The sequence below is a fragment of the Brevirhabdus pacifica genome, from assembly GCF_002797755.1.
GTDB classification, from domain to species: domain Bacteria; phylum Pseudomonadota; class Alphaproteobacteria; order Rhodobacterales; family Rhodobacteraceae; genus Brevirhabdus; species Brevirhabdus pacifica.
The window spans coordinates 1121600-1133829 of sequence record NZ_PGFI01000011.1; the positions used below are offsets into that span (position 1 = coordinate 1121600).

The window sequence follows — 12230 nt, forward strand, 5'->3', positions numbered from 1 at the left end:
CATCTTGGGGAGGGCGAGAATGGCAGTCCCTAGGGGAATCGAACCCCTCTTTCCAGGTTGAAAACCTGGCGTCCTAACCGATAGACGAAGGGACCGCGTTTCTCGTAGGGCGGTGTTTATGAAATGGCTCCGGCGGGATCAAGAGGAAAATTCATCCTTTTGCCCGCAAATTTCATTTCACCTCCGCGACGTCTTCCAGACGAAGCTGCGGACGCTGACGACCGCCCCAGTTGTTGACCTCCAGGCGGCCTGCGACATGGAAACGGCGGTGGCCGGCGTTGGTCAGCAGCGGGCCCATCGGGCCGCTCCAGCCCCCGAAACAGATCGCTTCGAGCGTGCCGGTGTCGGTGCTTCCGAACGTGACCTTGAGATGATTCTCGCCCACCTGCTTTGCAAAGCGGATCGCCTGGTCGGGAAAGACGAAGCGGGGCGCGGGGGCACCGGCGCCGAAGGGACCGGCGGCCTCGATCTGTTCGATCATCTCGACGGTGGCGGCGCGGGGCATCAGGGCCGCATCGAGGGCCAGGTCGGCGGGGCCGGCATCACCGGCGCCCTGACGGGCCAGAAGCTCGGCCAGCCGCTCCATCGCCGGTTCCAGCCTGTCGCGCGCGAGCGACAGGCCCGCCGCCATCTTGTGTCCGCCGCCCTTTGTCAGCAGCCCCTCGGCCGCCAGTCTCTGGATCGAGGCGCCCAGATCGACGCCACTGATCGAGCGGCCCGATCCCTTGCCCTCGTCCCCGTCAAAGCCGATCACCACGGCGGGGCGGTTGGTGGCCTCCTTCAGGCGCGAGGCGACGATGCCGACAACGCCAGGGTGCCAGCCTTCGCCCGCGGCCCAAACCAGCGGGCCGTCCAGCCCCCGCTCCTCGGCCTGGGCGAGGGCGGCGTCGGTGACGCGGGCCTCGATCTCGCGGCGTTCGGCGTTCAACTCGTCAAGCTTGTCGGCGATGGCGCGGGCCTCGGCCGGATCGGTCGTGGAAAGCAGTCGCGCCCCCAGGTCGGCCGCGCCGATGCGCCCGCCCGCGTTGACCCGCGGACCCAAAAGGAACCCTAGGTGGTAGGAGCTTGGCGGCCCGTCCATCCGCGCCACATCGGCCAGTGCGACCATGCCCGGCCGCCGCCGCTGCGCCGCGACCTTCAGCCCCTGGCGCACCAAGGCCCTGTTCAGCCCCACCAGCGGCGCCACGTCGGCCACGGTCGCAAGCGCCACCAGATCCAGCATCGACAGCAGGTCCGGCCCCTTGGTGCCGGCCTCGCGCAGGCGGCGATTGACCTCGACCAGCAGCAGAAAGACGACCCCGGCGGCACACAGATGGGCAAGGGTGCCATCCTCGTCCTGGCGGTTGGGGTTCACGACGGCATGGGCGGGGGGCAGGGTCTCGCCGCCCAGATGGTGATCCAGCACGACCACCTCGCAGCGCGCGCGGCGCATGGCGGCCGCGATCGGCTCGTGGCTGAGGGTGCCGCAATCGACGCAGACGATCAGGTCGTGGGCATCGGCAAGCTGTTCCATCGCCGGCACGTTGGGGCCGTAACCCTCGTCGATGCGGTCGGGAATGTAGAGGGTGGCGCCGTGGCCCATCTGGCGCAGCCAGTCCAGCAGCAGCGCCGCAGAGGCGCCGCCATCCACGTCGTAGTCAGCGAAGATGGCGATGCGCTGACGCTCGCGCAGGGCGTCGAGCAGACGCGCCGCCGCCTTTTCCATGTCCCGCAGGCTGCGCGGGTCGGGCATCAGGTCCCGCAGGGCGGGTGTCAGGAACCCGGCCGCCGCCTCGGGCAGGACGCCGCGCCGGACCAGCACCCGCGCCACGGCGTCGGGAAGGCCCGTCGTCTGGCACATGGCCTCGGACAGGCGCACCTGCTCGGGGTCCAGCCCGACCCAGCGGCGGCCGGTGGCCGAGGCCTCGACATCCAGGAAGGCGCGGGGCGGGGCCAAGTCCGCCTCAGCCGATGGGATGGCGGTAGGTCATGCGCCGCACCGACCCGGTCATCGAGCGCATCAGCACCGTCTCGCAGGTCAGGGCGCCGGGCTCGCGCTGAACCCCGGCCAGAAGCGAGCCGTCGGTGACGCCGGTGGCGGCGAAAATGACGTCGGCCGTGACCATGTCGTCGCGGGTGTAGACCCGGTCAAGATCGGTGATGCCGGCTTTGGCGGCGCGGCCACGCTCGTCATCATTACGGAACAGCAGCCGGCCGAAGATCTGCCCGCCCATGCATTTCAGGGCGGCGGCGGCAAGCACCCCCTCGGGCGCGCCGCCCGAACCCATGTACATGTCGATGCCGGTCTTGGCGCTTTCGGCACAGTGGATGACACCGGCGACGTCGCCATCGGTGATCAGGCGGATCGCAGCACCCGTGCCGCGCACCTCGGCGATCAGGTCCTGGTGGCGGGGACGCTCGAGGATGCAGACGGTGATGTCCTCGCACGAGACGCCCTTGGCGGCGGCCAGCGCCTCGACCCGCTGGGCGGGGGTCATGTCCAGGCTGACCACGTCCGCAGCAAAGCCCGGGCCGATCGCCAGCTTGTCCATGTACACGTCGGGCGCGTGTAGCATCGATCCACGGGGCCCCATGGCGATGACGGCCAGCGCGTTGGGCATGTCCTTGGCGGTCAGGGTTGTGCCTTCCAGCGGATCAAGGGCGATGTCGACCTCGGGGCCCGAGCCGGTGGCAGTGCCGCGGCCGACCTCTTCGCCGATGTAGAGCATCGGGGCCTCGTCGCGCTCTCCCTCGCCGATGACGACCACGCCGCGGATGTCCAGCAGGTTGAGCTGGGTGCGCATGGCGTCGACGGCGGCCTGGTCGGCGGCCTCCTCGTTGCCGCGCCCGATCAGCTTGGCCGAGGCCAGCGCCGCGGCTTCGCTGACGCGGGCCAGCCCGAGCGAGAGCATGCGGTCGTCGAAGGGGATGTCTTGGTTTGGCATATCGGATCCTTGGGAAAGCGGTCGGTTATCTAATGGCGGCCTGGTCTCAGGCGTATGACGGGCGGGCGGCGGTCAAAGCGGTCCGAAAGGCCGGGGCCGGGCCCGCCGGGGTTCCCCCAGCAATAGCCCGGCCCATGGGCCCGGAACAAGCGTCAGACGTCCTCGATCCTGAGCGCGACGGGTTCTCCCACCACGACGCCGGTGGCGGCAAAGCCCTCCAGCGCGCGGGCAAGGGCGTCGCGGGCGGTCTTGTGGGTGACGATCAGGACCGGCGCGTCCGAGGCCGCGTGGCGATACTGGCGCATGCGGTCGATCGAGATTCCGGCCTCGCCCAGGACGGTGGCGACCTTGGCAAGCGCGCCGGGACGGTCCAGCAGCGACATCCGCAGGTAGTAGGGGGCCGGGGCGCTGGCGCCCGCGGGCTTGGCCTGTATCAGGCCCGCCGCCGGCCGGCCGAAAGTCGACACCCGCGTGCCGCGCGACAGGTCGATCACGTCGGACATCACCGCGCTGGCCGTCGGCCCTTCGCCGGCACCGGCACCGCGCAGGACGATCTGACCGACGCTGTCGCCTTCGAGGACGGCCATGTTCATGGCATTCTCAAGCTGTCCCAAGGGGCTGGTGTCGGGCACGAGGCAGGGCGACATGCGCTGTTCCAGCCCGCGCCCGGTCATCTGGGCCACGCCCAGCAGCTTGACCTTGTAGCCCATGTCGGCGGCGTGCTCGATATCCTCGATCGTGACGCGCTCGATCCCCTCGATCTCGATGGCGTCGAAATCAACCTTGGTGCCAAAGGCGATGGAGGCCAGCAGCGCCAGCTTGTGGCCCGCGTCGATCCCGCCCACGTCCAGGGTGGGGTCGGCTTCGAGATAGCCCAGCTTGCGCGCCTCGTCGAAGACCTCGGCGTAAGGCAGGCCCGCGCTTTCCATGCGCGTCAGGATATAGTTGCAGGTGCCGTTCATCACGCCCATGACGCGGGTGACCTCGTTGCCGGCCAGCCCTTCGGTCAGGGCCTTGACGACGGGGATGCCGCCGGCGACAGCGGCCTCGAAACGGATGACGCAGCCGGCCTTCTCGGCGGCCTCGGCCAGGTCTTGGCCATGCAGGGCCATCATGGCCTTGTTTGCGGTGATGACATCCTTGCCTGCGGCGATCGCGGCGCGGGTGGCGGCCAGGGCGGGGCCGTCCTCGCCGCCGATCAGCTCGACGAAAACGTCGATGTCGTCGCGCACCGCCAGGACCGAGGCGTCGTCTTCCCAGGCGTAGTCATCCAGGCGCACGCCACGATCCTTGCCCCGCGACCGGGCCGAGACGGCGCTGATGCTGACCGGACGGCCACCGCGTTCTTCCAACAGGCGCGCATGCCGCTGGACGATCTTGATGACGCCCGCGCCAACGGTTCCCAGTCCGGCGATACCAAGACGCAGCGGGGTGGACATTGCAAACTCTCCTGTCGGTATTCGGGTGGCGCCCTGTTAGCGGCTCTGCCGTCCCGGCGCAATCGCCTCGGGGGGCGGGGCATGCCGCCGGTGCAGGGGTGGGGCATCCGGCCGCCACGGCCGACGGGGCCGGGGGGATGGATCGGGGCGGAAATGCGGATGGAATTTGCGCGATGCGAGGGGCTGGTTTGCCCGGCCTTGTCGTGGCCTCAGGCCTGACCCGCCCGTTCGATCGCGGCACGCAGGCGTGCGCGTTCCTCGTCGTTCATCAGCATCTGGCGGCGCAGGTCATCGGCCCGCCGGCGCAGGGCGTCGATGCGGGCGTCGACGCGGGCGGCCTCGATGCTGGCCGGTTGCAGCCGCGCCGCGCGCTGGCGCAGGCGGTCACGTTCGGCCCGGGTCAGCACCATCTGGCGGCGCAGGATGTCGGCCTTGCGCTGAAGGCGGCCGATCTCGGCCTCGAACCGGGCAACCTCGGCGGCGTCGAGGCGCCCTCGCGCGGCCTCGGCCAGCAGCGCGTCGATGGGGATCAGGTCAGGATAGGGGGCGGCCCGGGCCGCGGGCGAGGCTTGCCCGCGCAGGTCCGGCGGCGCGTCGCATCCCGCCGCCAGCAGGGGCAGGGCGAGGAGCAGCGCCAGGGTCGGGCGCGGTAAGGAATGGGGGCGGTGGGCCGGCATGTGCGGAACATAGCACCGGCGCGGGCCGACACAAGCGGGCGCGGCGCGGGGTGGCCCCATTCCCGACTTGGAACTGAACACCTGTTCAGATAGCCTTTCGCGATGGCACGAAGACAGGGCTCCCACTCCGACATCACCGGCCCCCGGGTCAGGGCCGCCGCGCTGCGGCTTTTCGCGCGCCACGGCTATGCCGCCGTCTCCATGCGCCAGATCGCGGGCGAGGTGGGGCTGGGCGCCGGCGCGCTCTATCTCTACACGCCCGACAAGCAGACGCTTCTGTTCAGTCTGATGCACGATCACATGCAGGAGTTGCTGGAGAAGCTGCCGGCCGCAGCCCCGGATCAGGACCCGCGCGCCCGGCTGGAGGCTTTCGCCCGCTTTCACATCCGCTTTCACCTCGACCGGCCCGATCTCGTATTCATCGCCTACATGGAGCTGCGCAACCTGACGCCCGAGAACTTCGCCGTGATCGAGGCGATGCGCCGCCGCTACGAGGCGCGGCTTGAGGAGATCCTGTGCGCGGGCGAGCTGGCCGGAGAGTTCCGCATCCGCGACGTCAAGCTGACCACCATGGCCCTGATCGCGATGCTGACTGGGGTCAACACCTGGTTCCGCGAGGGCGGCCGCCTGGATCGCGAGGGGGTCGAGGCGATCTATCGCGATCTTGTCCTGAAGGCCGTCGGCGCCGAATAGGGGCCGGTGGTTGGCCAAGCGATACCCTCGCCGGATGATCTTTCAACGCTATCTTTGGGGGGACGGGCCGGCGCGCGCGGGCGGCGACGGCCATCTGCCCCAAAGTCCCGCCAGCATAGGAGGTTGCAATGAATAGGATCGCCCTGACCATCGCCCTGACCCTTCTGGCCGGCGCCGGCCAGGCCCAGACAGACGCCGGTGCCGCTGCCGCGCCGAAGCCCGACGCCGGGATCCAGGTCGGCATCACCAAGGATATGCCCACCGTCACGGTCGAGACCGCCGACGGCCCGGTCGAGATCCGCCGCATCCAGGATACCGATCACAAGATCACCGGCGACTGGGCCCGCACCTCGCGCCCCTGTCCCGATTTCTGCATCCAGCCCGTGACCCCGGCCGAGGGGGTCACCACGATCGGCGAACTGGAGCTGATCGAGATGCTGCAGGACCCGGAGGCCGTGGTGATCGACAGCCGGACCGTCGACTGGTTTCAGGGCGGCACCATCCCCGGGGCCATCAACATCCCCTATGACCAGATCCTGGATCAGCTGGACAAGCTGGGCTGCGAGGCCGATTTCGACGGCTGGAATTGCGAGGAGGCCAAGCGCGTGGCGCTTTTCTGCAATGGCATCTGGTGTGGCCAGTCCCCGACGGCCATCCGCCACATGGTCGAACAGGGCTACCCGGTCGACCGCATCCACTACTACCGGGGCGGCATGCAGATCTGGCGGGTGCTGGGGCTGACGGTGACCGGCGGCTCCTGACCCGGGACCCCGGTGAGGACCGGGCGGGAGAAGGCCGGGGCGGGCGCACCGCCCCGGCCAAAGCGCGGATCGTCCCGGGCGGTCAGTGCGCCGGCTGGATGAAGCGGTCGTTGCGCAGGTCGCTCATCGCCTGCCGGATCTCGGCCTGGGTGTTCATCACGATGGGCCCGTGCCAGGCGATCGGCTCCTGGATGGGGGCACCCGAAACCAGCAGAAAGCGGATGCCCTCGGGCCCGGCCTGGACCGTGACCTCGTCGCCGGTGCCGAAACGCACCAGGGTGCGGTCGCCCGAGAGGTCGCGGATGTTGACCTCCTGGCCCATCACTTCCTTTTCCAGCAGGACGCCGCCCGGCTGGCTGGCATCGGCGAACCGGCCGGCCCCCTCGAACACATAGGCAAAGGCACGGCGGTAGGTGTCGACCGGAAAGGTCTTGGTGACCCCGGGGGGTACGTAGATATCCAGGTATTGGGGATCGGCGGCGATGCCGTCGACCGGGCCGCGCTTGCCCCAGAATTCGCCCACAATCACCTTCACCCGGGTGCCGTCATCGTCGATCACCTCGGGGATGTCGCCGCCGCCCACGTCCTGATAGCGCGGCGCGGTCATCTTCAGCGACGAAGGCAGGTTGGCCCAAAGCTGGAACCCGTGCATCTGCCCGCGCGCGTTCCCCTTGGGCATCTCCTGGTGCAGGATGCCCGATCCCGCGGTCATCCATTGCACGTCGCCCGCCCCCAGGGTGCCGCTGTTGCCCAGCGAGTCGCCATGCTCGACGCTGCCGTTCAGAACATAGGTGATGGTCTCGATCCCGCGGTGGGGATGCCAGGGAAAGCCGCGCTGGAAATGCTCGGGCCGCTCGTTGCGGAAATCGTCGAACAGCAGAAACGGGTCCAGCGCCTCGGGCTCGTGGAAGCCGAAGGCGCGGTGCAGGTGCACGCCGGCCCCCTCGAGCGTGGGCTGGGCCTTGCTGAGCGCGGTGACGGGTCTGATGGACATGGGCTTTCTCCTGTCTCGTGATGGCCCGCCTTGCGGTCAGCCCATCGCATCCTGACATTGAAATATGCCCGCCAAGCGTCGCGCACAACGCCGGCCCCGGCGCAGGGGCGCAGGGGGGCTGTGCAGCAGGGCACAGAGCGGGCGCGCGCCCCTGGCGGCTTGTGGCCCCGGCCGGGGCCGGTTATTGGCGGGGCGCAGCCGAAGGGGACACCATGCAAGAGCCGGATTACATCATCACCACCTCGGGCCCGCGCCGGGTCATTGCCCTTATCGTGCTGCTGGGGTTGGGGGGGCTGCTGCTCTACCTCGCCATGGCCCGCCCGCCCGAGGCGCTGGGCTGGCAGGTCTTCCTGCTGGGCACCGGCCTGCTGGTGCTGATCCAGGCCGAACGCTTCCGCCGGTCCAGCGCGCTCAGCCTGCTGCTCTGGCCCGACCGGCTGGAAGACAGCACCGGCCGGCTGCTCTGCCGGATGGACGAGATCACCAAGGTCGAACGCGGCACCTTCGCCTTCAAGCCCTCCAACGGCTTCGTGCTGCTGATCGACGGGCGCCACGGCCTGGCCTGGGCGCCGGGCCTGTGGTGGCGCATCGGCCGCCGCGTCGGCGTCGGCGGCGTGACGCCCGTGCCCCAGACCAAGGCCATGGCCGACATGCTCTCCATGCGCGTGGCCGAGCGGCTGGGCACCCGCCGCTTCACCTTCCTGGACGAACTCAAGCCCGACGCCGACGACGACAAGTAGGCGACAATCAGGCGCTTGCGCATTTCGGGGGTGTGCGACTCGGCCCCGACCCCTAGGTTGAAAACGGGCGCGCCCCGGGGGCGCCCGTTTCGACCTCAGAATTCAGGGGGTGCCATGAGCATTCAGTCCGAGCCGAGTTTCCGCGATTCCGTCGACCTCATGTTCAACCGCGCCGTGGCGCTGATGGACCTGCCCCGGGGCATGGAAGAGAAGATCCGCGTCTGCAACGCCACCTATACCGTGCGCTTCGGCGTCCGCCTGCGCGGCCATGTCCACACCTTCACCGGCTACCGCTCGGTCCATTCCGAGCATATGGAGCCCGTCAAGGGCGGCATCCGCTACTCGCCGGCCGTAAACCAGAACGAGGTCGAGGCGCTGGCCGCGCTGATGACCTACAAATGCGCCCTGGTCGAAGCGCCCTTCGGCGGCTCGAAGGGCGGGCTCTGCATCGATCCGCGCGACTATGAAGAGGACGAACTGGAGCGGATCACCCGCCGCTTCGCCTATGAGCTGGCCAAGCGCGACCTGATCCACCCCAGCCAGAACGTCCCCGCGCCCGACATGGGCACCGGAGAGCGTGAGATGGCCTGGATCGCCGACCAATACGCCCGCATGAACACCACCGACATCAACGCCCGCGCCTGTGTGACCGGCAAGCCGATCCACGCCGGCGGCATCCAGGGCCGGGTCGAGGCCACGGGCCGCGGCGTGCAATACGCCTTGCAGGAATTCTTCCGCCACCCCGAGGATATCGCCGCCGCCGGCCTCTCCGGCAGCCTCGATGGCAAGCGCATCGTGGTCCAGGGCTTGGGCAACGTGGGCTACCACGCCGCTCTCTTCCTCAGCCAGGAAGACGGCGCCCGCATCACCGGCATCGCCGAGCGCGACGGCGGTCTTTTCGACCCCGAGGGGCTGGACGTGCAGGCGGTCCATGACTGGATGCAGAACCACGGCACCGTGCGCGGCTGCCCGGTGGGCGAGCTGGTCGAGGATCCCAACCTCCTGCTCGAGGAGGAATGCGACATCCTCATCCCCGCCGCCCTCGAAGGGGTGATCAACCTGGGTAACGCGGGCCGCGTGCAGGCCCCCCTCATCATCGAGGCCGCCAACGGTCCGATCACCGCCGGCGCCGACGAGGTGCTGCGCAAGAAAGGCTGCGTCATCATCCCGGACATGTACGCCAACGCCGGCGGCGTCACCGTTTCCTATTTCGAATGGGTCAAGAACCTCTCGCACATCCGCTTCGGCCGCATGCAGCGCCGCCAGGAGGAGGCCCGCCACCAGCTCCTGATGAACGAGCTCGAGCGGCTCGACCGCTACATGGGCGACGCCTGGTCGATGACCCCGGACTTCAAGCAGAAATACCTGCGTGGCGCCGATGAGCTGGAGCTGGTGCGCTCGGGCCTCGACGACACGATGCGCACGGCCTACCAGTCCATGCGGGCGGTCTGGCATGGCCGCGCCGATGTCCACGACCTGCGCACCGCCGCCTACCTGGTCGCCATCGAGCGGGTTGCCCGCAGCTACCACGCCAAGGGTCTCTGAACCCGTCCACCCGCCCGAAAGGGGGCTCGCTCCCCTTCATTGTCGCAAAAATATCCCCGCCGGAGGCGTCCCCGCCCGCACCCCGCGCCCCGGCGGGATATCGCCGCGCCCCGGCCAGCCGGTGCAACTCTGCCGGCTGGACTCTGGCGCCGCCCGGATCAATATGGATGCCATGAGTCTGCCCCCCGGTTTCATCGACGAGCTGCGCACGCGGCTCAGCCTCTCCCAGGTCGTCGGGCGCAAGGTCATGTGGGACCCGCGCAAGTCGAACCAGGGCAAGGGCGATTTCTGGGCGCCCTGTCCCTTCCACCAGGAAAAGAGCGCCTCGTTCCACGTCGATGATCGCAAGGGCTTCTATTACTGCTTCGGCTGCCAGGCCAAGGGCGACGCCATCTCCTTCGTGCGCGAGACCGAGAACGTGGGCTTCATGGAGGCGATCCGCATCCTGGCGCAGGAAGCCGGCCTGCCGGTTCCCCAAAGCGACCCGCGTGCCCAGGCCCGTACCGACCGGCGCTCGGCTCTGGCCGAGGTCATGGAACAGGCGGTGCGCTTCTTCACGATGCAGCTTGGCACCGCGGCGGGAGGGGCGGCGCGGCAATATCTTGATGGGCGCGGCCTCGACGAGGGGGCGCGCAAGCGCTTTGCCATCGGCTACGCCCCCGACGCGCGCCAGGCGCTCTGGTCGCACCTGACCGGAGCGGGGGTGGCGCCCGACATGATCGTCGACGCGGGCCTCGCGGCGCGGCCCGACGATGGTGGCGCCCCCTACGACCGCTTCCGCGGGCGCATCATCTTCCCCATCCGCGACGGGCGCGGGCGGACCATCGCGCTGGGCGGGCGCGCCATGAGCGCCAATGCCCGCGCCAAGTATCTCAACTCCCCCGAGACCGAGCTTTTCGACAAGGGGCGCAGCCTCTACAACCTCGGCCCTGCCCGGGAGGCCGCCGGAAAGCGTGGCACCCTGATCGTGGCCGAGGGCTATATGGACGTGATTGCCCTTGTTCAGGCCGGGTTCGAGGCCACCGTCGCCCCCCTGGGCACCGCGATCACCGAGAACCAGCTTCGGATGCTGTGGCAGATCTCGCCCGAGCCGGTGATCGCCCTCGACGGCGATGCCGCCGGCCTGCGCGCGGCCCAACGACTGATCGACCTGGCGCTGCCCCTGCAGGAGGCTGGCCAATCCCTGCGCTTTGCCATCCTGCCCGAGGGCAAGGACCCTGACGATCTGATCCGTGCCGAGGGGGCGCAGGCCATGCAGCGCGTGGTCGATGGCGCGGTGCCCATGGTGCGCCTGCTCTGGCAGCGCGAGACCGAGGGCCGCGTCTTCGACAGCCCCGAGCGCAAGGCCGCTCTCGACAAGTCCCTGCGCGACATCCTGCGCCGGATCCGCGACCGCTCGATCCGCGGCCATTACGCCGACGAGATCAAGCGCCTGCGCTGGGATCTTTTCGGCACCGGCCCCGAAAGCGGCCTGGGTGGTGAATTGGGCGGCGACCTCGTGGGGCCCGACGGCGCGGGCCGGGGCGGGCAGGACATGCGCTACGACAGCGCACCCCCCTACGATCCGGGCCCATATCCCGACCCCTATGCAGGCGCCGGGCCCGGCTACGAACCCGATGACCGGGGCCCCTATGACGATCCGCGCGATGGCGGGGGCTACCCTGACCGGGACATGGGGCAGGGGCAGGACTACGGACGGGAGACGGGGCGCGAGGCCGACCGCGATCCCAACCGCGGCTCGGGCCGTGGGACGGGCTATGGATCGGGCCAGGGTTTGGGCCAGGGCGGGGGGCGCGGAGGTGGCTTCGGCAAGGGCCGCAAGGACCGGGGCGGCAACCGCCGGGGCTGGGGCGACGCGCCTGCCCAGCCCCTTGATTCCACCCGCCGATCGCTTCTCGCCATGGCCGAGCCGGGGGTCGAGGAGCACCTTCGCGAGGCGGTGATCCTGGCCGCGCTGGTCGTGCATCCCGCCATCCTGCGCGATTTCGAGGCCGAGCTGGAAACGCTGGAACTGGCCCCCGCCCACGAGCCCGTGCGCGCGGCGCTGCTGCGTCACGGCTTTGCCGGCGATCTTGCCGAGCTGCCCGAGCGGATCGCCACCGACGCCGGCGGCGCCCTTGAAAAGCTGTTCGCCCTGAGCCATGTCCAGATCTCCCCCCCGTTCAGGCACCGGGACGACGCCGAGCTCGCGGCGCAGACCGTGCGCCAGGAACTGTCGAAACTGGCCTCGCGCCGGGGGGTGCAAAGGGAGATAGACGAGGCGTCGCAGGACCTCGAGGGGCTGGCCGACGAGGGGCTGACATGGCGCCTCGGACAGGCCGCCGAGGCCCGCGACAGGGCCGAAAGATGGGGCGTGGACGACAGTCCTGATATGGGCGAAGATCGCGACGCCCTGTCGAAGATGCTGCAAGACCTCATCGACGGTGAGGTTTGGGTAAAGAAAACAAGGTAAACGGG

The 12230-nt window shown here is 69.5% G+C and carries 10 protein-coding genes and 1 tRNA gene; 5 read left to right on the forward strand and 6 right to left on the reverse strand.

What is annotated here, in order from left to right; all coding sequences use genetic code 11:
* Positions 1–20: 20 nt before the first annotated feature.
* The 5 genes from CLV77_RS05465 to CLV77_RS05485 all read right to left on the reverse strand — a co-directional run bounded on the left by CLV77_RS05465 (position 21) and on the right by CLV77_RS05485 (position 5040).
* Positions 21–95, reverse strand: a tRNA-Glu gene (locus tag CLV77_RS05465).
* A gap of 77 nt (positions 96–172) precedes the next feature.
* Positions 173–1936 (reverse strand): single-stranded-DNA-specific exonuclease RecJ, encoded by a 1764-nt coding sequence (recJ, locus tag CLV77_RS05470; protein WP_076978912.1) that lies wholly within the window; start codon positions 1934–1936, stop codon positions 173–175.
* Between the two features lie 7 nt (positions 1937–1943).
* Complete coding sequence (glpX, locus tag CLV77_RS05475; protein ID WP_076978911.1) at positions 1944–2924, reverse strand: class II fructose-bisphosphatase; 981 nt, start codon at positions 2922–2924, stop codon at positions 1944–1946.
* 152 nt (positions 2925–3076) lie between these two features.
* On the reverse strand, positions 3077–4363 hold the full coding sequence (locus tag CLV77_RS05480; RefSeq protein WP_076978910.1) for a homoserine dehydrogenase: 1287 nt from the start codon (positions 4361–4363) through the stop codon (positions 3077–3079).
* Positions 4364–4572: 209 nt separating this feature from the next.
* Entirely contained in the window at positions 4573–5040 is a 468-nt protein-coding gene (locus CLV77_RS05485) for a hypothetical protein (RefSeq protein WP_076978909.1), read from the reverse strand.
* 102 nt (positions 5041–5142) lie between these two features.
* Between CLV77_RS05485 and CLV77_RS05490 the strand changes: the two genes are divergently transcribed.
* Positions 5143–5733 carry a TetR/AcrR family transcriptional regulator gene (locus CLV77_RS05490; protein ID WP_076978908.1) on the forward strand — a complete coding sequence of 197 codons (591 nt, stop codon included), beginning with the start codon at positions 5143–5145 and terminating at the stop codon, positions 5731–5733.
* Between the two features lie 128 nt (positions 5734–5861).
* The gene (locus CLV77_RS05495) at positions 5862–6494 is read left to right on the forward strand and encodes a rhodanese-like domain-containing protein (RefSeq protein WP_076978907.1); all 633 of its coding nucleotides are present in this window, start codon (positions 5862–5864) and stop codon (positions 6492–6494) included.
* Between the two features lie 82 nt (positions 6495–6576).
* On the opposite strand, the gene CLV77_RS05500 is transcribed toward CLV77_RS05495, so the two are convergent.
* A complete protein-coding gene (locus CLV77_RS05500) occupies positions 6577–7488 on the reverse strand; it encodes a pirin family protein (protein ID WP_076978906.1) in 912 nt (303 codons plus the stop codon).
* A 212-nt stretch (positions 7489–7700) separates the two neighbouring features.
* Between CLV77_RS05500 and CLV77_RS05505 the strand changes: the two genes are divergently transcribed.
* The 3 genes from CLV77_RS05505 (at position 7701) to dnaG (ending at position 12225) form a co-directional block, all read left to right on the forward strand.
* A complete protein-coding gene (locus CLV77_RS05505; RefSeq protein WP_076978905.1) occupies positions 7701–8228 on the forward strand; it encodes a hypothetical protein in 528 nt (175 codons plus the stop codon).
* 114 nt (positions 8229–8342) lie between these two features.
* Complete coding sequence (locus tag CLV77_RS05510) at positions 8343–9773, forward strand: Glu/Leu/Phe/Val family dehydrogenase (protein ID WP_076978904.1); 1431 nt, start codon at positions 8343–8345, stop codon at positions 9771–9773.
* A gap of 172 nt (positions 9774–9945) precedes the next feature.
* Positions 9946–12225, forward strand: coding sequence for a DNA primase (dnaG, locus tag CLV77_RS05515; protein ID WP_076980952.1), 2280 nt, complete (start codon positions 9946–9948; stop codon positions 12223–12225).
* Positions 12226–12230: the final 5 nt, after the last annotated feature.